The organism is Candidatus Bodocaedibacter vickermanii, assembly GCF_014896945.1.
In the GTDB taxonomy this organism is placed as follows: domain Bacteria; phylum Pseudomonadota; class Alphaproteobacteria; order UBA6184; family UBA6184; genus Bodonicaedibacter; species Bodonicaedibacter vickermanii.
In genome coordinates, this window is record NZ_CP054719.1 from 291,105 (window position 1) to 316,332 (window position 25,228).

Genomic DNA, 25,228 nt, shown 5'->3' on the forward strand with positions numbered 1-25,228 from the left:
TCCTAGGCTTTCACAATCAATTCAAAATCGCATACCCATAACCGTCAACTAAAAAACATTTTTTCATCCCATCCCTTGAAACTAAAAAAACTGTCCCCATATTAGTTTCATGAAACACACAACAGGTTAAGGAGACGTCATGAAACTAGGATTTACAGCATTAGCATTTTTAGCCTTTACAAGTAATGTATCAGCAGCTGAGATTATTCCGTTCTCAAACATAAACTTAAACACCGCAAAAAATACGGTTAAAGTTAAACCTGCACACAAAGATTGCAGCACAGCGATGCACGCATATAGCGAAGATACATTCTCAAGCTTGTTAAAAAATACTAACATTGATCCAAAAGCTGCAACCTCTGAAGCTGCCCTATATGCAATAAAAAATCACCATTTATTTAGCGGAGGTCAGCTGTATCGTTTTGCTAATAAGTTGTCAAAGGCTAATGAACGTTTTGCGGCCAACTTTTTGCTTGAGCGAATTGTTGAGCGAGATACCAACAATAGCACTCCCGATTTATTAATTAAAGTGGCAGGTAAACTAAAACAAAACACCCCAATCCTTGCTGCAAAGGCATATTTATATGCGCAGCAGCACTCACAAGCAACCGAGGAAGAGAAAGCAGTGGCTGAAAGAGAATATACAGCGTTAAAAAACTTAGCACTTATGCTAAGCTCACTATAACTATTTGCAGTAAATAGAGGTGGGTAATCCCGCCTCTCTCTAAATCATCTTCATGATTTTGGATCGAAGTACGCAGAGCCTAGGAACAATATTATATATTCATTGCAAAGAGTTATTATTTCTTCCAAGCTCTTGACTTTTGATTGACTCGTACCTATATATTCAATCAAAGACATCTGCATAACAAAAAAACTCAGGTATTCACACCGTCTTATATTGTAACGTAGTATTATTTATAAGTAAGGAGACCACACATGAGAAAATTTAATGTAACAACTGCAGCATTGCTTCTGTCAATCGCAGCTAACTGTGTCAGCGCTGCAACTGTTCATGACATGCCACGCGGCAGCCACCACCATCATGGCGACAGAACATTAGTTGATCACTTTCACCGTGTAGTCCTTCCACAAAATGCAGCTCTTGCAGAGGATCCTAGTTTTCAAGGCATCGACGCTTTTGCAAAAGTACGCGGATTACAAACATGCCGCACAGCTAAAATATTTTCAACAACTCGGGTATCTGTAGAAAACACAGACACTGTCACTTGCGTATTACGTATGGTTCAAGCTGGATTGACATCACCCGCGTTGTTAAACCTAGCAAATAAAACCATCCCTGGGGGCGGCGTTCTTAAGGGTGCGAAAGCCCAAGAAGAAGACCTTTGCCGGAAAACAACTCTGTATGCCAGTATAAAGGCTGCACAGGCCTCCGGGGAATATCCACTGGCGCCATTTGAAGCCATTTATTCCCCAAAAGTATGGGCGTATGAATCTCTAACTGTAGAAGATAGCTTTGCAAGTATTTCCATGGCAGGCTATCGCATGACAGATGGTCGAAGGGATAGAGCCGACCACCCTGGTGATCGCCGTCAGTTCATCGCAGGCATGCACACGAAAATTGAAGTTATCTTAAGCTCGGCAATTGCCAACGGACATTCCAACTTAGTATTGGGTGCCCTTGGGTGTGGTGCCTTTGCAAAAGATAGAACGGGTCAACCAGACCCCCAAATTCCAGTAGACGTAGCAGACACATTTGATGCCGTTCTAAATGCGCGTTATATCGATGGAATTCCGTTTGTGAATCACTTTGAACATATCGTGTTCGCGATTCTAGAAGATCCAAGAAGAGAATCCCTTAACCCAACCTTTAAACGCGCGTTAGGTATTTCAATTGGAGATTCAAAGACGGTTACATTATCAAGGGCACGTCACACACCTATTGCTCACACAATGATGCCGGCGACAGCAGCAACACCTGCCCCTGCATATCCATCGTCTTATGGGCATGCTGCAGCAGCTGAATTTACTCCAGCACCTACGTTTGATATTAGGGTCTCTAATGTGGGCACTCTGTTGAAAAAGGCATCAGGTCTTACCTCCATATTTACCGGCAGCAATGTTGAAACAAAATTGCTTAGCAAAAAACCCTGGTCTCATTCAAAGAAACCTTGGTCTACAATGGTAAAACGTTATGAAGAAAAAACTGGAAAAGATGCCGGACAATGGGAAATCATATGCTCATTCGCACATAATGATTCCATCTTTGAAGTAAGCATAAACGGTCACTGGAAATCGCTCAATCCGGAAGCTCGCGCTTGGCTGAAAAAAGTCACAAAAAAAATAAACAATTGTTCTTATACAAACAGGGCGGATATTCTCCGCCTTGTTTTATATATAGAATCAGCTGGCAGCATGATGCTGCACCAGGGATGATCCCTGGACCCTATATATTAGATCTTGTGTGATTAGAGATTTGGTGAAATGGGACACGGATTATTGCCGTGGAGATGGTGGGGATTCTGATTCTTTGAGTTGGATCGATGTGGTTTGAGGTGTAATAAGATACAAGTGGGGGAATGGGGCGGATTTTAAACCCACTTTCGGCGCAAGGCAGCGTGACGCTGGCAACCTGAGGTTGCATCCGTTAGGTTAGATTGATTGTGGTTTGAGATGTGGGGGGAATGGGGCGGATTTTAAAACCACCTTCGGCGCAAGGCAGCGTGACGCTGGCAACCTGAGGTTGCATCCGTTAGGTTAGATTGAGTGTGGTTTGAGATGTGAGAGAATTTTTGACCTACCTTCGGCGCAGGGCAGCGTGACGCTGGCAACCTGAGGTTGCATCCGTTAGGTTAGATTGAGTGTGGTTTGAGATGTGAGAGAATTTTTGACCTACCTTCGGCGCAGGGCAGCGTGACGCTGGCAACCTGAGGTTGCATCCGTTAGGTTAGATTGAGTGTGGTTTGAGATATGAGAGAATTTTTGACCTACCTTCGGCGCAGGAGGGGTAAGGGTGAAAAATGAATTTGAGATATTGTTGAAGAGTGTGTTTTAATTCCTTTGTTTTGTTTGAAAACGCTGTGTTTTCAGTTTTCAAATTAAGTTATATAAAATCCGTGTCAGACCACATCGGATCTAACCTATCGGATACAGCGTCACGCTGTTTAAAACCGAGTGAATCCCCAGTAACCCGCACGTGCAAAAAGAACCCCATTTCTTACACGAATGGGGAAAGGCGGACTTTAGTATACTATACAAAGTAGGTGTTTTACGAGCCCGTCGGCTCTAGGGGTTGTTTACAAGGCTGTGTCTACTGATCGGGTAGTTAAGCACCTGTACTGGGGATTCGATTCGGCGTTTTGTCCTTTGGTGTTTCAATCAAATCTCGTCAAGGATCTTTTTAGGGATCATTTGGCTGAAATACTTTTAGGACGTAGAACGAAAAAAGGCTACCCAGATTTTTGGGTAGCCTTTTCGCAATTCTACTTATTAGTATACATAAGAAATTTGGATTGTCAAGAGCAAACTGAGTTTGCATCCGTTAGGTTAGATCTGATGCGCACGGGCACGGACTGTGAAAAACAACCTGAAGACTGTTTAAAAATATCAAGGCTATGAAACGGTCAAAAACCCAATGGGTGCAGCCTCAGGTTGGCATAAATGAGAGAGTTGATACAGCAGTGGTATGCCGGGAGAGATTCGAGAGGCACAATGTGTTAGTTGCTTATAATCCGTGTCTGTGCGAGTTGGATATAAAGTCAGCATAGCGCTATGTGCTGACTTTATCCATGATCAGCTATAACATTAAACTTTCAGCTCTATCATCTTCATATTTTTGGAGCGGACTGCCCTGCCCTGCACCACTAAAAATACGATAGCAGACAAGACTAACCCCAGAACTTCTTTTGGCATAAAATCTGGCAGCTCTGGATTCAATAACGTCGCCAATACAAATACCGTTGTTCCCATAATTGTGGAGGCTAACCCTGCAAACCATGACAAACGTTTGTAAATTAGCGCCATGACGATGGGGACGAAAAACGCTGTTACGGTCAGTCCATAGGCTTCCAACATAATCGGAATCACATCGCTGCCTAAGTATGAACCGGCTACTGCTGCCATGCCAACGACAAAGGTTACTGCTCTGGATACCCATTTTGCTGATGTTTCAGGCATATTGCGAATGAACGGAATATCCATCGCGATGTTCAAACTGATGGAACACAACAGCGAATTTGCAGTTGACGTAATCGCCATTAAAACACCCGCAGCAAACAAGCTGCTCATCACTGGATTTGTGACCATCTGAATGACGCGCATAATGATGCCTTCTTCACCTTTTATGATGCCAGCCTCTGCCCCCATGATTCCCAAATACACGGGAAACAACGATGCAATAACCATCAACACACCGGCTCCAAACGTTGCAAGAAAAACGGCTCGCGGAGATTCTGCAGCAAAACATCGTTGCCCCATGTCTTGACCGATGATGGTGAATAAGCACGGCATCAATATCCAGCTGATGACAGGAATGCTGCTCGCATTCGGAGTTAATGCTGTATTTAACGTTAACGAGCTTGCATCCATTGTAAAGTACACCAACAAGAACAAACTCAACACTAAGATAATTTGCAATGTATCCGCCATAATCACGGCGCTTAATCCACCGGACATGGTATAGATAATTACTACACCCCAAAATCCAACATACAGCGCATCGCTCGTAAATCCGATGCTATAAAAAAACTTACGCATCGCAATGCATACCGCCAATAAGATTAAGAACATTGATACGATATAAACCAATCCCGCAAATCGACGAAGACCCGAACTGCCATAGGCGACTTCGAAGACTTCGGGAATAGTGCTGATATTCAACGTTCGGAATCGTCCCCCAATACCCAGGGACAAGATTATAAACCCAATAGCAATCCCTAGTGAATAACACATTGCTAACCATCCGGATGTATATGCGGCTTCTGAGCTTCCAATAATGGCACCACCACCAAATTGAGTGGCAAGTAGCGTCATCATCAAGCTAAAGAATTTTACACTGCGCCCGCTTAGATAAAAGTCGGAATAGGTTGCAGAGGCTTTTTTTGCAGTAAGCTTACCAAATATAAGTGTCACAACAACAATAGTTGCTAGAAATGAAAGAAATACATAATAGTTCATCGTTTTAATCCTTAATAAAAATTTGAGATACAACGTGCCGTTGCATCCGTTAAGTTAGATCCGATTCGTTCTGACACGGATTTTATTCAGGAATTACAGAAATAATCCCAATCTTTAAGATTCATTTTATCTCTGATTAGCCATGTATGAGATAAAGTAACCGTTTAGGAAAAACGATGTCGAGCCAGCGTTGCGCCGATATAACAGACTATTAGTGTGCGATTACGCATTTAAAAATCTTTCTGATTACCATGACAGTAAAACAAAAAAAAGCTTCAGTTTCAAGATAATTTCTTTTAAAGTGGTTCTACATCAAAATTACTTACTTTCAAAAAGGATAACGACAGTGAACAAAACAAAGGTGCTAATCCTATTCGGTGGGCGTTCAACAGAACATGAAGTATCAATTAATTCAGCACGCAATGTGGCTAAGGCGATTGATACAAAAACTTACGATCCCGTTTTAGTTGGTATCAGTAAAGAGTCCGGAACTTGGTATTACTTTCCAGGTAACGACATCCCCAATTCCATCACTGTTATATCCGACATCAGTGCCGATTCTGCAACGATTGTGAATTTATATAAAGTAGGCTCATCAACAGATCTTACGAATGCAGAGGGTACCATTGATATCCCCATTCAGTTTGTATTACCCATCACCCATGGAAAATATGGAGAAGATGGCTGTTTGCAAGGATTATGCCGCATGTTCAACTTGCCATTTGCAGGCTCTGCTGTTGCATCTTCTGCTGTGTGCATGGATAAAGACTTTACAAAACGTATCCTTGAAAGTGCTGGAATTCCGATTGGATCATATATAACCCTTTATGCTAATGAACGCATTAGCTATGAGGAAATCACTGGAAAGTTGGGAGTTCCGTTCTTTTTAAAACCTGCAAATACGGGGTCTTCTGTTGGAGTATATAAAGTAAAATCAAAGGCTGAATTTGATACATATATGCCGATTGTATTTCAATATGACGATAAGATTGTGATTGAAAAATATATACCAGGGCGTGAAATAGAGTGCGCCGTATTGGGCAACCATACCCCCATCGCCTCTGTTTTAGGTGAAATAAAACCCAGCCATGACTTTTATAGTTATGAGGCAAAATACCTTGATCCGAATGGGGCAGACTTAATCATTCCAGCCGTATTAGATGAAAACATTACGCAAAAAGTTCAACAGTATGCGTTGCATGCATATAAAGCCATGGGGTGTAAAGGATTTGCCAGGGTTGATTTTTTTGTAACTGAATCAAATGAAATTTACCTGAATGAAATCAATACACTTCCAGGGTTTACAAATATCAGTATGTATCCCAAACTATTCGAAGCCTCTGGCATCACATATGCTGACCTGATTGACCGAATAATAAAGCATGGGATGGAAGACTATAAAGCGTGGGGCGATCTTTCCACTGAACATCATTTGCAATAATGACGCTGCTTCAACGATCATTTTTTGAGCAAGGGACATTAACAGTTGCTCAAGAACTTATCGGCACACGGCTTCATTTTAATAATTATTCCGGTATTATTACGGAAACAGAAGCTTATATTGGCAAAGATGATCCTGCGTGTCATGCTGCAAAAGGATTAACACCCAGAACTAAAGTCATGTTTGGTGCTGCAGGATACAGTTATGTCTATTTGATTTATGGCATGTACCATTGCTTAAATATCGTGACAGAAGCCGAAGGATTCCCCGCCGCAGTTTTGATTCGCGGGATAATCTGCGATACGACACATCGTCATTTAGATGGCCCTGGAAAACTGTGTAAAGCATGGGGTATTACAAAGGAACATAACGCTATCTACATATGCAGCAACCTAAGCTTTTATGTCGCAGAGGACTCCCCAGTCACTCATATTCTAACAACGCCCCGAATTGGGATTAAGGTGGGCACAGATCACTTGTGGCGATTTATAATGTCACCTTCTGATATTAATGAAAGATTACACAATGTCGTTACTAAAATTTGAACTAATTCGCAAAGGGACAACGCAGTCTTCTCTCATTTTCTTTCCTGGCGGTCCCGGACTATCCTGGCATTGTTTTGAGGCTCTGATTAATTCTTTAGAGACTGACTGCAGCATTTATGGGATTACTTACAATCAAGTTTCATGCAATGAATCTACCTATTTTAATGAGCAAGCATTTGAATTAACCTTATTATTACAAACAATCCCAAACCCTATATTGGTAACTCATTCATTTTCAAGCATGTTTGTGTTGTCACTGCGACGACTTCCTTCCCTTAAAGGACTTGTATTAATTAGCCCAGCTGTGGATAATTCTTATCTGTTCGAATTGCCTCAACGATTAAAAACATATACAAAATTCGATGGCACACAAATCGCTGCTAACTTTTGGATAAACCCATCGGATACCAGTTACGCTGAATACTTTAAAGGACTTTTGCCTTTTTATTTTAGACCTGACTACATTGAAGATGGACTAATAATGTTAGATCAATGCGACTTCACACACCTGCCTTATGTTCTATGTACTCAACACTTTTATCCAACATTTACGCAAAGCTACACCCCAGAGATTCCAACCCTTATTATTTCTGGAGATGACGATTACATTTGCCCGCCTAGCTTATTTAAGGATTCCTTAATATTTAAAGGAAATAATATTCAAATGGCGATCATCCCAGATGCAGGACATTTTCCATGGGTTGACAGTCTGGATTCAACCTTAACAGCATTTAGCGTGTGGCATGAGACTATCATTCGAAGCCTTACAACACCTTCACAATAGTCGAAAAACTCAAATTTCCGACTATGATCCAAATTGGATACACCTCTTCGAAACTGAGGCACGTTTATTACAATCCATTTTTGATGAAATCGCGTTAACCATTCACCACATTGGCAGCACGGCAATTCCTGGAATAAAAGCAAAGCCCATTATTGATATTTTGATTACGACCCATGACATGGAAAAGATCGATAGTTTCGATGATCAATTGGAACTATTTAACTATGTTATCGGTGGAGAATTTGGGTTGCCAGGACGTAGGTTTTATTGCAAAGGTGATGCCCAACACTGCCATTTTCATGTGCATATTTATGAGGCAAAAAATCCATCCGTTGAAAAGTATCTAGTGTTTCGCGATTACATGATTGCTCATCCACGCGATGCAGACGAATATGAATCCCTAAAAACAGACTTAGCAATAAAGTATCCTAATAACCGCACTTTGTATACTCAAAGCAAAGATGAATTTATCAATAACATCTTTAAAAAAGCTACTGCACGGTCTATTAAAACATGATATCGTTCTCTTGAATTAGGGAGTTTTATCATGAAAATGATTTATTCAATTTTTGCGTCAATTCTTGCGATTTATGCCTATTCAACTCACTGTACGGCACGACAATCTCCACTTGTTTACAACTCTTGGGATTACTGTTGATCCTACGTATGAAGCAATGAATGCTTATGCTCAAGCGCACTGGCTGCGCAAACCCGGTCAAGAACGTTGGCATATGAACCCTTCAATGCACCAAGCTAAAGCTAATCAAATTATTGCAAGCCTTAAACTGCTGGGCATGATTGATCGTATTGATCCTTCTATACCAACACCCGACTATGCCATGATCTTAGGTGCTACTGTTTACCGCATGCGCACCCGCATGCAACATATGATTGAATTGATCGATGCTGGAACGTTTACTCCCCGACAAATTGTGGTTCTGACAGGTGATCGACCCCTAGATCCAGTTCAAGAACCAGAGTCATTATTACTGGATAAAGCTTTCATTCGCAGCGATTGGCAATGTCCAGAATCTCTGCCCACGAATGAATCTGAGGCCGCTAAATTTGTGTGGGGTCAATTGCAAAAATCTGATCGAGTTAACCGTATTTCTATTGTATTTTTGCCAACCTCGATGTTAGAAAAAAATGGAAAAATTGTCCGACCGGCAACAGAAGATAGTCTTAAGACATGGCTAAAACTACTCCCACTCCCTGGATCTATTGTTGCCTTTTCTAATCAACCTTTTGCTCCGTATCAAAACGAAACAATGAAACCGACGTTGATCAAAGCCGGCTGGTTTAAACATAAGGGCACGTTAGAAACTGTTGGATTAGCATTTACACCTAAAGACGATGATGAACACGTCGCCAGATTATTGGATAACCTTGCCCGATATATGTATTCAATCCTGCACGTTAAAAAAGCTTTAGCTGCTGCAAAATAAACTAGCGATAGCAAATCACATGTAATTTGGTTACTAGAACATGTGTCAGGTCACATCGGATCTAACCTAACGGATGCAACCGCAGGTTGCGAATTAATAAAGGTTAAGATTTAGTTAACGCGATTTTTTTACCACCCCCCGCCCTAGTCACCCTCAGTGACCTTCGGGTGGGGGGACAAAACCCACTCCCTAAATCGAGACTAAATAGACGAAGCAATCCGTCATTCCTTCACGAAACGGTGGGTTAAAATAAACTATGTAAGTGCACTAAATATACGATATCCTACAAGCGTTAACAAAAGATTGACGAAGTGGATATTTTTATCTTTAAGAACATTTTCCGTAAAGTAAAAATACTCTCTCAGCTCTGTGTCAGAATTAAAGGTATTTTGATATATAACAACAGGGTCATTAAGACCCTGTTGTATTTTCCAAAATTTACTTTGACTTAGCTACTTTTTCTTTTCTAGCCACCTCTGCTGTCAGTGCTGCTATCGCTGCTTTACGCTCTGCCGTTACTCTATCTTCTTTTACTCTGCGTTTCTTTTCTTTTTTTGATTGAGTTCGGTCATAACAATCTTCATATTCATCTGCAGTAGCTCTAATTCTATCTATGTGCGTGGCTGCATCCCCAGACGCACTCTCAGCCTCATAATCTGATGCTGTTGAGGCGTATTCTGCGCTATCAAGATCTGATGCAGTTACGAGTGTATTCGATATAAAAAACCCGGCAAGTATTGCTAAAATATAGTTTGATTTCATTTATTATTATTCCTTTTATTATCGTGGTTGATGAATAGGTTTGCTCTCCGGTTTGAATGATTGAGTCACCTGACGCAACGCTCTACGTTTAGCCCTTTGCTGTGAAATACGCTCAGCCTTTTGAGCCCCTTGATTATTTTCCTCTGTGACGTGGTTCATGGAATCAGGTTCAACTTTGGAATCATCAGATTTAACCATAGCCTTATTTGTCGTATGAGCTAAAGTATCTGTTAACCAACCACTCAAGCGTTCATTAGGTATTTCGAATGAACCCGCAAGTCCTATCGACTCTAGCATTATATAATTTATTGGATCATTTTCTTTTGTATTACCTCTAAGTATGTCTTGGTCAGCCGCGCCAACTATAGCGGATGATCCAATAGAAGCAAAAATAATGGCTGCTCCTAATACCAGTTTACGCAAAAGCATTTATTATTATTCCTTTTATTATCTTTCGTAAAAATAGTCTAAACACGTTCTATAGCGATTGCAACTCCTTCTCCACCACCAATACACAACGCAGCAATTCCTCTTTTAAGATTATGACGTTCCAACGCATGTAATAAGGTTACCACCACGCGGGCTCCTGAAGCACCTAGTGGATGACCTAAAACTAAGGCGCCACCATGGATATTTACCTTTTCAGCGGGGATTTTCAAATCACGCATGACCGCCATTGGCACCACTGCAAACGCTTCATTAATTTCAAATAAGTCAACATCGTCAATTGACCAACCGGTATCATTCAATACGGTTTTAATGGCATTAATCGGCGCCGTGGTAAACCACTGAGGTTCATGAGAATAACTTGCATAGGATTTAATTACTGCTCGTGGCTTTAAGCCTAACGAACCCGCAGCATCTTCTGATCCCAACAATAACGCTGCTGCACCATCTGAAATGGGGCTAGCGCTTGCCGCAGTAATCGTCCCCTCTTTTTTAAAAGCAGGTTTTAGTTGAGGCACCTTTTCGGGTTTTGCCTTACGTGGACCTTCGTCTTGTTCCATGGTATACGGCGTTCTGCCTTCAATCGTAATTGCGGCTATCTCATTAGCAAACGCACCACTCTCCGTTGCAATTTGTGCTTTAGTGGTTGAAGAGATTGCATAAGCATCTTGTGCTTCACGACTAAACGCATATGTTTCAGCCAATCGTTCAGCCAGCACGCCCATAGAAACGCCCGGCTCATAGGCATCCTCAAGACCGTCCAATGCCATATGATCCAACAGTTGTGTATGACCATATTTATATCCCTGACGTACCTTGGGTAACAGATAGGGCGCACTGCTCATGCTTTCCATGCCTCCAGCGATTCCAACATTAATTCGCCCCAATTGAATACTGTCTGACAGCATCATCACGGCCTTTAGCCCAGATCCACACACTTTATTCACCGTGCTTGCAATTGTATGTTCAGACAATCCTGATTTAATTGCAACCTGACGCGCCGGCGCTTGCCCTAAACCTGCTGGCAAAACACAGCCCATCACTATTTCTTGTACGGATTTTGGGTCAGCAGTATGCAACACTGCTTTCACTGCTGCAACACCTAAATCCACCGCATTTTTTGTACTTAATTCACCCATGAATGAACCCATGGGTGTTCGTTTCGCGCTATATATAAATACCTGTTTCATTTTACTTTTCTCAACCAATTGATTAATCCTACTGAAAAAACTCTTAATATAATCTTAATCAGCTTTTACTTTTGTTGATTTGGTCGGCTTTTCAACAGCCTGATTTCCCGTAATAATCGCATTTCTCATTTGATCAAATAAATCATTCATGCTGGATGGAGAATGTGGAATTAAAATTGTATTTTGATTACTGTGCAATCCTAAATCTTTCAATGTATCAAAATACTGCGACATCATGATTAATGTCATTGCATCGCGTGGACTGCTATCCCCAATTTGCCTTTGGAATTCACCTAACGATTCTTTTAATCCCTCCATGATTGCACGACGCTGACCCGCAATACCTTTACCTTGTAAAATTTTGCTTTCAGATTCTGCTTCGGCTTGTTTGACTTTTAGAATCTTTTCAGCCTCACCCCGTTCCATTGCCGCCACACGCAAACGTTGAGCTTCGTTAATTTCATTCATTGCTGTCTTTACGCGGTTGTCTGGATTAATATCCGTCACTAAAGCTTTGATGATGTCATATCCAAAATCATTCATGACTTCTTGCAATTCTTCTTTTACAGAATTTGCAATTTCATCCTTTTTAGAAAACACATCATCTAAATTAATCAACGGCACGCGTGCACGAATTACGTCAAAGACATAAGCTTGAATTTGCGCATCGGCATTATCCAAGATATAAAATGCTTTATATACTTTGTCAGGAAGCACACGATATTGTACGGATGCAACGATATCCACGAACACGTTGTCCAACGTTTTGGTTTCAACAGCAACATCCAACTGTTTTAATCGCAACGTCACACGACCTTGAATACGATCAACAAACGGTATCTTAATATTTAACCCCGCTTGAGAGATTCTTAAAAATCGACCAAATCGTTCAATAATTGCTGCCGACTGCTGATCAACGATGAACAACGACGATAACACTAGAATAAGTACTAACACGCCAACAGCAACGAATCCCACAATAAAAAATTCCATAATAACTCTCCATTTATATTGGGTGTATTGTATCATATTTTTAGTCAAAAGCTTCCCAATAAAGGTTTTAACAGGCTCGACGGTAAGTAGCAAAACCATCAAGTGTAATAGCTACATTAATTAATTGTATACAGATTGAGCTTGTATCAAAAGATGGAAGAACTAAACTCACGTTCAGTCCTATAAAACTTAACAAATAAAGTCTCCCCCCAGATTAATGTATCTGGGGGATTTTCGTGTCGAATTACATGCGATTATAAAGGATTAATGGCTAAATCAAACGCCAAACAAAGGATTAATTGCTATACAATTTCCAAACCCCATTTCTTTAACAAACTCTTCAAATCGTTGATCCATTAATGCTTGTCTAAGACTTTCGCTAAGTATGCTACGTCCGTTAGATGCAAACTCATCATAATTGTACATGGTTGGATTTCCAACAGTTATCCATCTGAAATTTTTTAGGTCTGCAGGAAGTCTTGAAAATAAGCGTTCTTCGTTGTCACTGTCACTGTTAAACATTATGATTTCCATCGCATACCTTAAGAATGGAGTTCGGAAATTTTTAAGCAGCAAGCTTAGACAGCTTGCTGTTACTCTACGCGTTTCATCATCTGGAGCCGACGATTGGTTAAGGATTGCTTTGATTAATTCTTGGTGCAACCTATATATAAATTCTTGGGTAAATGGCGTTTGTTGAGCTGCTAATTTTGGCAATAACAACAACAGACGCCCTCTAAAGCCTAACAAAATAGACTCAAAATTATCTAGAATATACTTTTGAAGTTTTGTAACATGATCAGGCTCAGTTGCCTCATAAAATAATGGAGCAATTAACCTGCCAAAAACTTCCATAGATGAATAACACTTTTTTATTATATCCAAAGATATATCTGACATTAAAATTTCAAATCTTTCTGGGGTTAGCTCCACAACTGTTGAAAGTGATTAGAAAAAGAATATTTTTGACAACAAATCAATAGAACAGGGAAAATCATTGATAAACCGATTAATTGTGTCAATCATACAGATATGTATGAATTAAGTAATAGATATGCGACTATTTTACACAATATGAAGTTTTTTATAACATTCATAGCTTGGTGTTTAAGTGGGTGATTTTAATATCGTTAAACACTTCTTCTGATCACTTTCAACAGTTGTGGGGTTAGCTCCTGAGAAAGTATCACTGAAAAAAAGTTTAGGATAAACCCTTTAGATGGCTTAAATTCAGGATCGCTAAATAACGATAATGCTACCCGTAATAGGTGTATTGGTCGTTCTTGAAAAAAAATCTCTATTTCTTTAGGCTCAAATTCAATTGTATTCGTCAGTTTAAAGTCATTATCTCCACCACCAACCTCTCTAAATTGAATATTAACATCTTTCATTAAATCAGCGATTTCTTCCATAGACTTTGCCATCTCTGATAGAGGAGTGTTCTGAGTAAATAACTTTAAGCGCAGGTTCGATACGGCAGAAGATATTGCTTGTGAATCTACAACATCTGTGGCTAAGCCTTGTTGGATATCATCTCTGGTTGTATCTTCAGGGATCATCGGAGAATTCGCGCCGTAAGTAATAGACAGAAGACTGGTAGCGAGTAATAATTGTTTTAACATAAACAAACACCTTTTTTTTTACCACTAGTTATCATAAGCTGGAAAACTTAACAAGCGATTAGCAGGCAGTCTTCAGTTTTATTCAACTTTATAAGCTTGAATCTTCAACGATTCTGCATATAATAAGGCAATTAATTATGGTAAATAGATGTCGGATACACCCTTAATTTCCCTGCGCAGCATTCATGTTCAATTTGGACTTAAAGTATTATTCCACGATGTCACGTTGAACGTATATCCAAAGGATCGAATCGCCTTGGTTGGGCGCAATGGTTCTGGAAAAACGACGCTGTTTAAAACGTTGATGAATCAGCTTGAATTGGATGAAGGCGAAATCTTTATTCAACCGGGAACTCGTATTGGATATCTTCCTCAAAACATCGCTTGGAAACCCGAACAAACGGCGTTGGAACTAGTTCTATCCGGCGTTGATCGTTCCACAGATCCTGAAAAAGACATGACTTATTATGCACAGGCAATGCTAGATAAGTTTCAAGCAAAAGCCGATTGGCTGGTGGATTCAACATCCGGAGGTGAACGCCGCCGTGTTGCCCTTGCTTACGCTTTTGCGTCGAACCCTGACGTCTTGTTGATGGACGAGCCCACAAACCATTTGGATATTCAAATGATTGAGTTTTTGGAAAAAGAGTTTGAATCATTTCCTGGCGCCATCGTTGTCATCAGCCACGATAGAGCTTTTCTAAAACAGGTGTCTAGAAAGACATGGTGGTTGGATCGTCAATCCATAAAAGAATTGAGCCGAGGATACGGTGACTTTGAAACCTGGTCAACAGAGCTGTTGGAAAATGAAGAAAAAGCGTTAGAGCGCATGGATAAGAAACTGGATCAAGAATTGTATTGGTTACATCGCGGTGTTACAGCCCGACGTAAACGTAACCAAGGACGTCTATCCCGATTACATCAATTACGTTCAGATCGCGCTGCCGTGCTTTCAGGTGGAAAGAAAATTAATGTAACGGCAAGCCAGGATGAAACCAGCGGTCGCTTAGTGATTGAAGCCAAACAAGCCACAAAAACCTATATCGATGCAAATGGCAATGAGAATCAAATTGTAAAACCATTTTCCACAAAAATACTGCGCGGTGATCGCATTGGAATTTTTGGCCCCAATGGCAGTGGTAAATCGACGTTGGTGCAATTGTTGCTTAAAAAATTAGATCCAACAAAAGGTACCATCCGATTGGGGACAAACCTATCCATTGGGTACTTTGAACAGAATCATCATGATTTAAACGACAAAGACACTTTATGGAACACTTTATGCCCAGGCGGGGGTGACCACCTTACGGTCGGCGGAAGTCATCGCCATGTGGTTGCGTATTTAAAAGACTTTTTGTTTGATGTTGATCAAATTAAATCCCCTGTGAGTAGCTTATCGGGTGGAGAAAAGAACCGCCTTGCGCTATCCAAAATCTTGGCTCAAAACACGAACATTTTAGTTCTTGACGAACCGACCAACGACTTAGATTCTGACACGCTTGATCTATTGGTCGATATCCTTAGCGACTACGAAGGTACATTAATTGTGGTCAGTCATGACCGTGACTTTTTGGATCGTTTAGTCACCAGCACTATATCCATATTGCCGAGTGGAGAATTTGCTGAATTTGCGGGTGGATACTCAGACTTTATATGGCAACTGCACAATGGTGAAAAAGATTTCTCACGCATATTAAATCCTGCAAAAAAACCAGCTTCTAAGCCTAAATCTCAACCTCAATCAGAAACGATTGCTCGTAAATTTGGATTTAAACAACAACATCAGTTGAAAGAATTAAGTGCGAAAATCACAACCCTAAAATCTAAAATAGAAACCTATGAAGATAAATTGGCGGATTCAACGCTGTTTCAATCTAACCCTGATCGTTTTAATCAAGTATCCGCAGAATTGGATCATGCTCAAACCCAACTTATGGAAACCGAAGAACAATGGTTAGAATTGGAACTCCTCAAAGAGGAATCAGAAGAATGATCGCAAAAACCGTCTCGCTATCTGAATTAGAATCATTAGCCTCTGACTTTGTTAGAACGTTAAACAAAGGCGCCGTTGTATATATGATGGGTGACCTTGGCGCCGGTAAAACAACGTTTGTGCGTGCTGCCATTCAGTCAATATTGGGACACGATGAAGCTGTCCCAAGCCCCACATTCACGCTTGTGCAAACCTATGACTCAATCCCACCCATTTGGCATTACGACTTATATCGCATCAATGATCCAGAAGAAGTCCTAGAATTAGGAATGGATGAAGCGTTCGATCAGGGTATTACCTTTATCGAATGGCCTCAAAACATGAGGAATGTGTACACTCCAAAACATTACCGTGTAATGTTAGAAACAACCACGAATCCAGAGCACAGATCGATTACCATCAGCGCCCCTTAAGCAATTACAAATAAGTTAAATAAGGCCAAATTAATTCATTTTCTTGTGCCCATTTTATAAAACTCTCAGCATCAGGATATGCCGTTAAAAACGTATCAAGATCGATACGATGTTTAGCTAAGCTTTTCGCAATACGTTCCACGGGAGCAGTCGCCGTATCGCTCTCCTGTGCTAAGCCTTTTTGCAACTTGCTTAAATGGTGATAGACATACTCATGGTATAATGGAATATATCCTGTACATAAATATGCATGTAACGGCAAACCTAACTCTTGTGCCACAGTTTGCACATTCCGAACAAAGGGTGGAAAATTATCGATAAAGACTGCAAAATCATAGGTCTTCGAAGACTCTGCAACATGTCGTCTTAATAAATCCCCTTTTGCCGTCATAACATCTCCCGTCATTTCACACGACAGAATTCCATCAAAGAATGTTTCATCAAGCCCTACTTTTGATAGCTTCATGCGAATTTCTGCTGCTTTATTGTATGTTAGAATATATACGCTGTGCCCTGTATGTCGAATTGCGGAAAACAAACCTTCTAAATCATCATGCAACCGCACTAATATTGGCGCCCCATCGGCAACGGTTGTCGTAAACAACACCTCATCCGCGTCGATTAAAAAAACCCCTTTTTTTGATTCGGGGGCATGGGCAGCGATGGCTGATATATTATGAACTTCTGTCCAGTCTGCATGGGATGCAATTTCAGGGAACGCACCAGTACACGACGTTGACAGCCACACGAATACAAAAAATAAGTAATTTAATAGTTTCATCTGCAATCTCCTAATTACATACATATCTACTTTATAAGTGGTATCCTGTATGAAACTTAGAATCAAGAACTATTTAATCGCGTTGTACAGCGTGACGCTGTACTCTTGAGATAGATCCGATGTGATCTGACACGGGTTTTAAGCAGAAAACACAGGAATGCCCCCAGTTTTAGCACGTTCATTTTATCCATGATTGGCTATATCTTTTCGATATGCCGTTAAGCTAAAGAAAAATGCACAGCGTGACGCTGTACTCTTGAGGTAGATCCGATGTGGTCTGACACGGATTTTACGCAGAAAACACAGTAATGTTTCTAATTTTAGCACGTTCATTTTATCCATGATTGGCTATATCTTTTCGGTATGCTGTTAAGCTAAAGAAAAATGCACAGCGTGACGCTGTACTCTTGAGATAGATCCGATGTGATCTGACACGGGTTTTAAGCAGAAAACACAGGAATGCCCCCAGTTTTAGCACGTTCATTTTATCCATGATTGGCTATATCTTTTCGATATGCCGTTAAGCTAAAGAAAAATGCACAGCGTGACGCTGTACTCTTGAGATAGATCCGATGTGATCTGACACGGGTTTTAAGCAGAAAACACAGGAATGCCTCCAATTTTAGCAAGTTCATTTTATCCATGATTGGCTATATCTTTTCGGTATGCTGTTAAGCTAAAGAAAAATGCACAGCGTGACGCTGTACTCTTGAGATAGATCCGATGTGATCTGACACGGGTTTTAAGCAGAAAACACAGGAATGCCCCCAGTTTTAGCACGTTCATTTTATCCATGATTGGCTATATCTTTTCGATATGCCGTTAAGCTAAAGAAAAATGCACAGCGTGACGCTGTACTCTTGAGATAGATCCGATGTGATCTGACACGGGTTTTAAGCAGAAAACACAGGAATGCCCCCAGTTTTAGCACGTTCATTTTATCCATGATTGGCTATATCTTTTCGATATGCCGTTAAGCTAAAGAAAAATGAAATGAGGTATACTAACCCAACAATGGGTAATGTTAACCATGGGCGCGTCATAATACCAATAACAAAGACGCCGATAATTCCTAACAAAAAAATAATTTGATGGGGTTGAATTTTCATTCCTTTGAATGCAAAGGTTGGTATTTTACTGACCATCAATAAACCCACACCTATTCCAAACACAGCATAGATTAAACTATGGATACCATAACCCGTATCTACCTCAACCATGATTGGAACCAGCATTAACAATCCTGCCGCTGGCATAGGAACGCCGGAAAAGTATTTCTTTTGCAACTTAATTAAGGTCGGATCTTCTTCTACATCAAGGCTCATGATATTAAACCTGGCTAATCGTAAACCTGCGCAGATACAAAAGAATAAGACAACGCCCCAACCTAGTCTGCCTAAGCCATGAAGAGAATAAAAATACGCAACTAACGCAGGCGAAACACCGAATGTTACGAAATCGGATAAGGAATCTAATTCAGCACCAAATCTGGACGATGCATTAAAAAATCGGGCAAGCCTTCCGTCCATACCGTCAAACACAGTGGCGACAACAACATACCACAGTGCCCTTTCCCAATCTGAATGCAAGGCATGGTATACGGCTGTTAAGCCTATGCATAACCCTAACAGAGTTGTCATATTGGGAATGAATCGCGTAACGGGATATCCTTTAAAAGGTATCTTCATTAACCGTTTTTTTAGTTTATCGGATTTGACCTTCACGTGCTTCACCTTTGATCATTAAGTCTGCAAGAATGGTTTCACCGGCAATCATTTTTTGTCCTTTGATAACCAGGGGAGCAACACCTTTGGGCAGGTAAACATCCATACGGCTACCGAAACGAATAAGACCGAACCGTTGTCCTGTTTGCATAGAATCACCTTCTTTTACAAAGCTAACAATGCGTCGTGCAATTAATCCGGCGATTTGGACAAATCCTACTTCTTTACCATCTGGGGTTACAATTTTAAAGGCTTGACGTTCATTGAATTCGCTGGCTTTATCTAGGCTTGCATTTAAGAATGATCCTGGGTAATACCAGATTTTTTTAATGGTGCCAGCACACGGCACACGATTAATGTGCACATCAAAGACACTTAAAAAGATTGAGATGCGAGTACACGTTTTTTCTTTCATTTCCAATTCGTCTGGAATGCTAACCGTTTCAATAGCGGTTACAACACCATCAGCTGGGCTAATAACCCAGTTATCTCCGATAGGCGTAATGCGTTCGGGATCGCGGAAAAAGGCATAGCACCACACGGTTAAGATAGCACCCACAAAGCCAAGGAAGGTGGACATTAATGCTAAGATAAACGTAACACCTGCAAAGATTGCAACAAACGGCCAACCTTCGCGGTGAATTGGAACTAGAAATCGATCAAACATAGTTGTACTCCATTAAATTATTCATTATTGCTATAGGACCCTTCCGTTGGTCGGGTGACATATATAACCCACCCGCCCGATCTGGATAGCGTATAGAGCCGCTACCAGATCCTAACCCACAGTAATCGCACTATACACTCAGAGCACGGATTGGCGCAAAGCTTTTTCGATGATGGGCGGTAATTCCGTGAGTTTTTAGGGCTTGCTGATGATGCGTTGTTCCATAGCCGGCATTTGTTTCCCAACCATAGTGGGGGTGTTGAATAGATAGCTGTGTCATTAAGTTATCGCGATAAACTTTGGCCAGAACTGACGCTGCAGCGATGGACAGGCTGATACCGTCACCTTTAATAATGGGATAGCACCAGGGTTCTTTAACAGGATTTCGGTTACCATCGACCAGAACAACTTCATCATCCGTTCGCAACATTTGAATGCACCGTCGCATGCCCGTCATGGTGGCTTCAAAAATATTCAGTTGATCAATGGTTGCTACATCAATGGTTTCAATATGGTATGTTAGATACTCACTCGCATCCAGCAATTTCACAAACAAATCGTGTCGTTTTTTCGGGGATAGTTTTTTGGAATCATTTAGCTGAAACACCCAATCCGGCAGATCATCATAAGATTTGAACATAACCCCCGCAACAACGACAGGCCCTGCCCACGGCCCCCGCCCCGCTTCATCAATACCGATGGCGGGACGGTTATGAGATCGCTCTAAATTAAACGTTGGCATGATACACCGATACTAAATATGAATTAGTACTGTACACCAATCTTTGCCCACGCTTCAATATCTGTTGAACCTTTCCAAAGAAACGGAATATGACGTTCGCCATAGAATGTATCGTTATCGTGATATGAAACACCTACCTCTGCAGTGATCAGTTTATTGAACGTTCCACCGATGGACACCGTTCCCCCAACTGCTTTTTGGTTAAAGACAGCCTCTGCATGAACATACATATTCCCCAGATCTGGGAATACTTTTCGGAGTCCTAAGGTTCCTTCAACTTGTTGTTTTCCAGACAAGACAAACTCTGCCCCAGCAATTAAGAATAAATCATTATCCCAACGGTACCCTGTCCGAACATTGTATGTGGGCCCTTTTGTTGTTAAATATAAACTGACATTGGGCAAACGGAATCCTTTCCATTCAGCAGGGTACACCTGTGTTTCACCCTGAGTCCACGTTTGGTAGACTTGATACAGGTTCATATAGGTTTGCGCGCTCAAAAAATAAGATAGTATTGAATATAATTGCAGTTCCGTGCGGCTGACATGAATATCTAAATGTTCATCCCAAACCTTAACCACTCTGTTGTGATCTGAAATTCCTTCAGACGGATTTTCACCCTGCAAATAAGCTATGAAAGATCCTTCAAATACCTGAATAAACGTTGAGGCTTTATCCTTAAAATAATTCGTCGTTAACTGCATGTGCTGACCTTGACCGAACCAAATTGCATCTTCAATTCGTTGCGCCATATACACGTTGTTATTTAATCCACCAGCTACAATAATTCCTGTGGCTTCCGGAGATAAGGGATTGTTTTTACCTATATCGTCCTCAGAAAAAAAGTCGAATGTTTCAATTTCATCATCAGAGAACCGTTTTTTTAAATAGTCTTTTTGTTGATCTTTTAATAGCTTTTGCGATTCTTTGTAATGTTCAAATAGTTTTTTATCATCCTTAATTTTCTTGTTCAGTTCTTTACATTTTTCAGCATAGTGAGTGTATTTCTTTGCCTTATCCAAATCCACATAATTTTTTAAATGATCATAATGTTTTTCAATAGTATCTAAATCTAAATCTGGTCGTGCAGCCGCACCAAAACGTCCAACCATGGGTAACACAAAATATCCATTAAAGGCTAACGCACCCCATTCTGAAAAATAGTTATTACATTCGCCTAGCGCATGAACATATACAGGCTTTTCCCCAAAACTATACATACGGCTGCCATGTCCAAATTCATGAAATGTTACAACCGTCGATGCCGCGATTGGAAACGATGCCAACCAAAATCCACCATAATATAACGCCCGTGTTACAGAATTTTCAGGTTGGAAATACGAATACCCCGCATCATAGGCGGCACCCAAACCCATTAATACTTCCGTATTAAATCCAGCCATTCCACGGTTAGAATTCTGTGCTGGCAAATATCCTGAATCCAAACTGATGGTTCGTTCAGATGTTTTGACAATGGGTTTAAAGGCATTTCCGTATGTTGCTGCGTGGTTTATTGCCATTAATGCAACAACCCCAAGCGCTAGTCTTAATTTCATTGATGATTTCCTGTTTAAAATTTAAAGCAGAACGTACCCGGACTAGGTACGTTTTGTCAAGTTGTTTGTTAGTTATTTGTTTGTATATGGATTCCAGTCAGGCGTCCGCGGTTGCCCACGATGACCTCTGGGGATTGGAACTCCACCATCGCAACAACCAGCACTTCCTCTTGAAACCATTCTTGCTGAAGCTCGAGAAGTATCATACGTTCCCAAGTGAAAGCCTGTGTTTTCGCTTTTTGACCGCTTGAAATACAATGCATAATGATTGCTTTCATTTTTATTGACAACCAGAATAGCTCCCTCATCTAGCTTTTGCATGATTTCAGATTGTGTTAAACGCCCACCAATAATCATATTCAAAGGAATTGTCGCAACTGGCAGTGGTTCATAATACTCATATAAAGTTACATTAACTTCACTGATCCGTACTGTTAAAAATTGCATATTACTTTCTATAAGATGACTGTGTATGAGAGAACCTTGCACTCCGCTAATTCCCACCACAAACATAACCGATAATAATTTTAGAACATTTGAAACACTCATTAGAATCTCCTTTCAAATAATAAGCTTCAAATGTCAAAATACCCCCCCCCCTGTTTGACTTTGTCAAGGAGAATATTTACTCAAATAATTAAACAGTTTCTGACCTCAATCTCACACTTAATATATCACGCCAGAACAAACGTTTTTGACTGGGTGAACGCAACAGAAATGCGGGATGAAAGATTGGCAGAGTATCTACGGTAAAGCCTTTATGGCTGGTGGTGTACGGCATCCATTTTCCGCGTAGGGTTACGATCCCCTCTTTTGGATTATGGAGCGTTTTTAAGGCGGTTGAACCCAACATAACGATCATCTTGGGTTGCACCAATTCGATATGACGTTCTAAAAACGGCATGCAGATATAATTTTCTTCAGGAGTCGGCTGGCGATTCCCTGGCGGGCGCCACGGTATCGTATTCGTGATATAGACATTCTTTGATCGACTAAACCCCGCTGCCGCTAAAAACTTATCCAACAGCTGACCACTTTGTCCCACGAATGGTTTCCCAAGTCGATCCTCATCTGCACCAGGGGCTTCACCCACAAACATGACGTCACTTGTTGAAACACCATCAGAAAACACAGTGTTAATCGCCGTTGTTTTTAATGAACATCCTTCAAACGACAGCAGTGCTTTGTACAATTCGTCTAATGTATTGGCATTATACGCAAGTTCTTCCGCTTTACGGCGAGCCTCAGTTTTCGATACTTTTTCTAATAATTTAATATCTTGCAATTCTTCCACGGACGGTGCAACTGGTGCGGGTTTCGATTCTTTAATTGCATTTAAACGGTTGACAGGTGATGCATCCAGCACATCCACCTCACCCGAATCATATAAGAACTGCAACGTTTCCAATAATGATTTAAGATCAGAATTTGTTTTCATCACTAATTACTATTACCGGACAACATATATTTCATAACTTCTTGTGTCAATTGATCCGCCACACATTTATTCATGCCAGCACCCGCATTCTTACAGGTCTCTCTAGCATTTTTTAAATTCTCTGGACTACGTTGAATCCCTGTAAACGTTGCTTGCTCCGTTGATACCATGCTAGGCCCCGCCATGGTGATATCAGTAATTGTAGGCTTGCCATTTTCTTCACCAACAAACCATTCAATTTTTGTAGGCGATCCACCCGAATTGCGCAATTCAGACGTTACCACAATTTGCGGTTGAGGTTCTGGCGAATCAACACCAATCGGAAACGTTTTTACAGAGGGGCTCGCATCCATCACTATGATGTTTTGACCGCCATAGTTGCTAAACTTTTTCGAATATCGATTCAGTAACATTTGGCGAAACGCTGCAACATAGTGGGATCGTTGCTTTGTATCCATATATCCCCACAACTTTTCACCAATCGTACGTTTAGCAATGCCATCTAAATCGAATTTAGTTTCCATCACTTCTCTAAATTTAACAACTTGCTCATCATAGGGTTTATCTTTCCAAAACAGAATGCCCTCAGAAATCAATTTTGAAATAAACTCTTTAGCTTGTGCTGGATTAACTGCAGCTGTGGATGATGTCATCAACATAACAGCCGCAAATATACTTAAAATTGCTTTTTTCATTCGTTTTCCTTTAATTCTGATGCTCGTTTTTGATCAACAATACTTTTAATCGTTACATAGGGATCATACGATTCTTTTCGTAAACTTTCAAGTTGTCCTAAATATCCCGATCGACTATGTACATACCCCAGCCCCGTTATACCGTAATTAGCCCAGCGATAGTCATTATAATTCGCAGCGATACTTACAGGATCTATTACCAATCCTACGATACTGCCAACAGCATCTCTAAAACAAGTTGGTCCTAAGAATGGCAATGTAACCTCAAATCCTGGACCCGCCCCCCAGGTATGTAATGTCATTCCAAAATCATTCGGTTTTGCATACACATCAAAATATCCTGCGCCATTAACAACACCAACGCCTGTAAATGTATTGACCGTCATTACCCAGAAATTTTGAGCAAAACGATCGATTTTCCATTGCAAGATATCATTGACCATATAAAAAGGAAGTTTAACATATTGAGTAAAATTACCAACGCCTGTTTGAACAAAGTCTGGCGTTAAAGCCTTATACGCAGTCGCGGCAGGCTGCAATAGATAATCGTCCAAAAAGAAGTTCAGTTCCATCATGGCTCGGCTAAATCCATCCAGTGGATCCGCATGTTCTTCCGCTCCGAAATCATCGGTCGAAATAGATGCAGCCTCTTCTGAAACAATTGGCGATTCACAGGCAGATATCCCCAACATTAGGAAACCACATGCCCAGCCTTTGATATGCTTATTTTCTATCATCAACACAACACTTAATCCTAGATCAGTTGTACCAAAAAAAAATTAAGAAACCTATAATAAAAGAGGATATACGTCAAAGTGTTTATGTTTAGCCGGTATTACAATAGCTGCCGAAGG

25 protein-coding genes are annotated in these 25,228 nt (G+C 40.7%); 9 read left to right on the forward strand and 16 right to left on the reverse strand.

Annotation, left to right across the window (positions count from 1 at the left end; genetic code table 11):
* Positions 1–139 precede the first annotated feature (139 nt).
* Both CPBP_RS01365 and CPBP_RS01370 read left to right on the forward strand, forming a co-directional pair.
* Positions 140–685 carry a hypothetical protein gene (locus CPBP_RS01365; protein WP_350332259.1) on the forward strand — a complete coding sequence of 182 codons (546 nt, stop codon included), beginning with the start codon at positions 140–142 and terminating at the stop codon, positions 683–685.
* A 254-nt stretch (positions 686–939) separates the two neighbouring features.
* A complete protein-coding gene (locus tag CPBP_RS01370) occupies positions 940–2,397 on the forward strand; it encodes a TIGR02452 family protein (RefSeq protein ID WP_350332260.1) in 1,458 nt (485 codons plus the stop codon).
* A gap of 1,368 nt (positions 2,398–3,765) precedes the next feature.
* Here the strand turns inward: CPBP_RS01370 and CPBP_RS01375 are convergent.
* Complete coding sequence (locus CPBP_RS01375) at positions 3,766–5,136, reverse strand: sodium:solute symporter family protein (RefSeq protein WP_350332261.1); 1,371 nt, start codon at positions 5,134–5,136, stop codon at positions 3,766–3,768.
* A gap of 346 nt (positions 5,137–5,482) precedes the next feature.
* On the opposite strand from CPBP_RS01375, the gene CPBP_RS01380 reads away from it, so the two are divergent.
* The 5 genes from CPBP_RS01380 (at position 5,483) to CPBP_RS01400 (ending at position 9,351) form a co-directional block, all read left to right on the forward strand.
* The gene (locus tag CPBP_RS01380; RefSeq protein WP_350332262.1) at positions 5,483–6,577 is read left to right on the forward strand and encodes a D-alanine--D-alanine ligase family protein; all 1,095 of its coding nucleotides are present in this window, start codon (positions 5,483–5,485) and stop codon (positions 6,575–6,577) included.
* Positions 6,577–7,122: a DNA-3-methyladenine glycosylase gene (locus tag CPBP_RS01385; protein ID WP_350332263.1), complete on the forward strand. Its 546-nt coding sequence runs from the start codon at positions 6,577–6,579 to the stop codon at positions 7,120–7,122. The genes CPBP_RS01380 and CPBP_RS01385 overlap by 1 nt, the downstream gene beginning before the upstream one ends.
* Positions 7,103–7,906 (forward strand): alpha/beta fold hydrolase, encoded by an 804-nt coding sequence (locus tag CPBP_RS01390; RefSeq protein WP_350332264.1) that lies wholly within the window; start codon positions 7,103–7,105, stop codon positions 7,904–7,906. Before CPBP_RS01385 ends, CPBP_RS01390 begins: the two co-directional genes overlap by 20 nt.
* Positions 7,866–8,423: a GrpB family protein gene (locus tag CPBP_RS01395; RefSeq protein ID WP_350332265.1), complete on the forward strand. Its 558-nt coding sequence runs from the start codon at positions 7,866–7,868 to the stop codon at positions 8,421–8,423. Before CPBP_RS01390 ends, CPBP_RS01395 begins: the two co-directional genes overlap by 41 nt.
* Positions 8,424–8,496: 73 nt before the next feature.
* Positions 8,497–9,351 (forward strand): hypothetical protein, encoded by an 855-nt coding sequence (locus tag CPBP_RS01400; protein ID WP_350332266.1) that lies wholly within the window; start codon positions 8,497–8,499, stop codon positions 9,349–9,351.
* A 438-nt stretch (positions 9,352–9,789) separates the two neighbouring features.
* Here CPBP_RS01400 and CPBP_RS01405 read toward each other — a convergent pair whose 3' ends face one another.
* The 6 genes from CPBP_RS01405 to CPBP_RS01430 all read right to left on the reverse strand — a co-directional run bounded on the left by CPBP_RS01405 (position 9,790) and on the right by CPBP_RS01430 (position 14,365).
* Positions 9,790–10,113, reverse strand: coding sequence for a hypothetical protein (locus CPBP_RS01405; protein WP_350332267.1), 324 nt, complete (start codon positions 10,111–10,113; stop codon positions 9,790–9,792).
* Between the two features lie 18 nt (positions 10,114–10,131).
* Positions 10,132–10,542: a hypothetical protein gene (locus tag CPBP_RS01410; RefSeq protein WP_350332268.1), complete on the reverse strand. Its 411-nt coding sequence runs from the start codon at positions 10,540–10,542 to the stop codon at positions 10,132–10,134.
* Between the two features lie 38 nt (positions 10,543–10,580).
* Entirely contained in the window at positions 10,581–11,750 is a 1,170-nt protein-coding gene (locus CPBP_RS01415; RefSeq protein ID WP_350332269.1) for a thiolase family protein, read from the reverse strand.
* A gap of 54 nt (positions 11,751–11,804) precedes the next feature.
* Positions 11,805–12,743 (reverse strand): SPFH domain-containing protein, encoded by a 939-nt coding sequence (locus CPBP_RS01420; protein WP_350332270.1) that lies wholly within the window; start codon positions 12,741–12,743, stop codon positions 11,805–11,807.
* Positions 12,744–13,019: 276 nt separating this feature from the next.
* Positions 13,020–13,643 (reverse strand): hypothetical protein, encoded by a 624-nt coding sequence (locus CPBP_RS01425; protein ID WP_350332271.1) that lies wholly within the window; start codon positions 13,641–13,643, stop codon positions 13,020–13,022.
* A gap of 230 nt (positions 13,644–13,873) precedes the next feature.
* Entirely contained in the window at positions 13,874–14,365 is a 492-nt protein-coding gene (locus tag CPBP_RS01430) for a hypothetical protein (protein WP_350332272.1), read from the reverse strand.
* Between the two features lie 148 nt (positions 14,366–14,513).
* On the opposite strand from CPBP_RS01430, the gene CPBP_RS01435 reads away from it, so the two are divergent.
* Both CPBP_RS01435 and tsaE read left to right on the forward strand, forming a co-directional pair.
* A complete protein-coding gene (locus CPBP_RS01435) occupies positions 14,514–16,358 on the forward strand; it encodes an ABC-F family ATP-binding cassette domain-containing protein (protein ID WP_350332273.1) in 1,845 nt (614 codons plus the stop codon).
* Positions 16,355–16,771, forward strand: coding sequence for a tRNA (adenosine(37)-N6)-threonylcarbamoyltransferase complex ATPase subunit type 1 TsaE (tsaE, locus tag CPBP_RS01440; protein ID WP_350332274.1), 417 nt, complete (start codon positions 16,355–16,357; stop codon positions 16,769–16,771). Before CPBP_RS01435 ends, tsaE begins: the two co-directional genes overlap by 4 nt.
* Before the next feature lie 4 nt (positions 16,772–16,775).
* Here tsaE and CPBP_RS01445 read toward each other — a convergent pair whose 3' ends face one another.
* The 9 genes from CPBP_RS01445 to CPBP_RS01485 form a co-directional block, all read right to left on the reverse strand.
* Positions 16,776–17,552 carry a hypothetical protein gene (locus CPBP_RS01445; protein WP_350332275.1) on the reverse strand — a complete coding sequence of 259 codons (777 nt, stop codon included), beginning with the start codon at positions 17,550–17,552 and terminating at the stop codon, positions 16,776–16,778.
* A gap of 938 nt (positions 17,553–18,490) precedes the next feature.
* On the reverse strand, positions 18,491–19,240 hold the full coding sequence (gene pssA / locus CPBP_RS01450; protein WP_350332276.1) for a CDP-diacylglycerol--serine O-phosphatidyltransferase: 750 nt from the start codon (positions 19,238–19,240) through the stop codon (positions 18,491–18,493).
* Positions 19,241–19,256: 16 nt separating this feature from the next.
* Positions 19,257–19,943, reverse strand: coding sequence for a phosphatidylserine decarboxylase (locus CPBP_RS01455; RefSeq protein WP_350332277.1), 687 nt, complete (start codon positions 19,941–19,943; stop codon positions 19,257–19,259).
* A 130-nt stretch (positions 19,944–20,073) separates the two neighbouring features.
* Positions 20,074–20,685, reverse strand: coding sequence for a ribonuclease HII (gene rnhB / locus CPBP_RS01460; RefSeq protein ID WP_350332278.1), 612 nt, complete (start codon positions 20,683–20,685; stop codon positions 20,074–20,076).
* Between the two features lie 23 nt (positions 20,686–20,708).
* On the reverse strand, positions 20,709–22,241 hold the full coding sequence (locus CPBP_RS01465; RefSeq protein ID WP_350332279.1) for a hypothetical protein: 1,533 nt from the start codon (positions 22,239–22,241) through the stop codon (positions 20,709–20,711).
* A gap of 72 nt (positions 22,242–22,313) precedes the next feature.
* Entirely contained in the window at positions 22,314–22,790 is a 477-nt protein-coding gene (locus CPBP_RS01470; RefSeq protein ID WP_350332280.1) for a hypothetical protein, read from the reverse strand.
* Positions 22,791–22,878: 88 nt separating this feature from the next.
* Complete coding sequence (locus tag CPBP_RS01475; protein ID WP_350332281.1) at positions 22,879–23,679, reverse strand: uracil-DNA glycosylase; 801 nt, start codon at positions 23,677–23,679, stop codon at positions 22,879–22,881.
* A gap of 2 nt (positions 23,680–23,681) precedes the next feature.
* Positions 23,682–24,374, reverse strand: a complete 693-nt coding sequence (locus tag CPBP_RS01480) for a Tgt2/MlaC family protein (protein ID WP_350332282.1) — start codon at positions 24,372–24,374, stop codon at positions 23,682–23,684.
* A complete protein-coding gene (locus tag CPBP_RS01485) occupies positions 24,371–25,111 on the reverse strand; it encodes an MlaA family lipoprotein (RefSeq protein ID WP_350332283.1) in 741 nt (246 codons plus the stop codon). Before CPBP_RS01485 ends, CPBP_RS01480 begins: the two co-directional genes overlap by 4 nt.
* Between the last annotated feature and the right edge of the window lie 117 nt (positions 25,112–25,228).

Excerpts from the sequence above, each read along its gene's own strand:
- CPBP_RS01365 (WP_350332259.1), top strand. The coding sequence starts at position 140 with ATGAAACTAGGATTTACAGCATTAGCATTTTTAGCCTTTACAAGTAAT.
- CPBP_RS01370 (WP_350332260.1), top strand. The coding sequence starts at position 940 with ATGAGAAAATTTAATGTAACAACTGCAGCATTGCTTCTGTCAATCGCA.
- CPBP_RS01375 (WP_350332261.1), bottom strand. The coding sequence starts at position 5,136 with ATGAACTATTATGTATTTCTTTCATTTCTAGCAACTATTGTTGTTGTG.
- CPBP_RS01385 (WP_350332263.1), top strand. The coding sequence starts at position 6,577 with ATGACGCTGCTTCAACGATCATTTTTTGAGCAAGGGACATTAACAGTT.
- CPBP_RS01390 (WP_350332264.1), top strand. The coding sequence starts at position 7,103 with ATGTCGTTACTAAAATTTGAACTAATTCGCAAAGGGACAACGCAGTCT.
- CPBP_RS01395 (WP_350332265.1), top strand. The coding sequence starts at position 7,866 with ATGAGACTATCATTCGAAGCCTTACAACACCTTCACAATAGTCGAAAA.
- CPBP_RS01400 (WP_350332266.1), top strand. The coding sequence starts at position 8,497 with ATGCCTATTCAACTCACTGTACGGCACGACAATCTCCACTTGTTTACA.
- CPBP_RS01405 (WP_350332267.1), bottom strand. The coding sequence starts at position 10,113 with ATGAAATCAAACTATATTTTAGCAATACTTGCCGGGTTTTTTATATCG.
- CPBP_RS01410 (WP_350332268.1), bottom strand. The coding sequence starts at position 10,542 with ATGCTTTTGCGTAAACTGGTATTAGGAGCAGCCATTATTTTTGCTTCT.
- CPBP_RS01415 (WP_350332269.1), bottom strand. The coding sequence starts at position 11,750 with ATGAAACAGGTATTTATATATAGCGCGAAACGAACACCCATGGGTTCA.
- CPBP_RS01420 (WP_350332270.1), bottom strand. The coding sequence starts at position 12,743 with ATGGAATTTTTTATTGTGGGATTCGTTGCTGTTGGCGTGTTAGTACTT.
- CPBP_RS01425 (WP_350332271.1), bottom strand. The coding sequence starts at position 13,643 with ATGTCAGATATATCTTTGGATATAATAAAAAAGTGTTATTCATCTATG.
- CPBP_RS01430 (WP_350332272.1), bottom strand. The coding sequence starts at position 14,365 with ATGTTAAAACAATTATTACTCGCTACCAGTCTTCTGTCTATTACTTAC.
- CPBP_RS01435 (WP_350332273.1), top strand. The coding sequence starts at position 14,514 with ATGTCGGATACACCCTTAATTTCCCTGCGCAGCATTCATGTTCAATTT.
- tsaE (WP_350332274.1), top strand. The coding sequence starts at position 16,355 with ATGATCGCAAAAACCGTCTCGCTATCTGAATTAGAATCATTAGCCTCT.
- CPBP_RS01445 (WP_350332275.1), bottom strand. The coding sequence starts at position 17,552 with ATGAAACTATTAAATTACTTATTTTTTGTATTCGTGTGGCTGTCAACG.
- pssA (WP_350332276.1), bottom strand. The coding sequence starts at position 19,240 with ATGAAGATACCTTTTAAAGGATATCCCGTTACGCGATTCATTCCCAAT.
- CPBP_RS01455 (WP_350332277.1), bottom strand. The coding sequence starts at position 19,943 with ATGTTTGATCGATTTCTAGTTCCAATTCACCGCGAAGGTTGGCCGTTT.
- rnhB (WP_350332278.1), bottom strand. The coding sequence starts at position 20,685 with ATGCCAACGTTTAATTTAGAGCGATCTCATAACCGTCCCGCCATCGGT.
- CPBP_RS01465 (WP_350332279.1), bottom strand. The coding sequence starts at position 22,241 with ATGAAATTAAGACTAGCGCTTGGGGTTGTTGCATTAATGGCAATAAAC.
- CPBP_RS01470 (WP_350332280.1), bottom strand. The coding sequence starts at position 22,790 with ATGAGTGTTTCAAATGTTCTAAAATTATTATCGGTTATGTTTGTGGTG.
- CPBP_RS01475 (WP_350332281.1), bottom strand. The coding sequence starts at position 23,679 with ATGAAAACAAATTCTGATCTTAAATCATTATTGGAAACGTTGCAGTTC.
- CPBP_RS01480 (WP_350332282.1), bottom strand. The coding sequence starts at position 24,374 with ATGAAAAAAGCAATTTTAAGTATATTTGCGGCTGTTATGTTGATGACA.
- CPBP_RS01485 (WP_350332283.1), bottom strand. The coding sequence starts at position 25,111 with ATGATAGAAAATAAGCATATCAAAGGCTGGGCATGTGGTTTCCTAATG.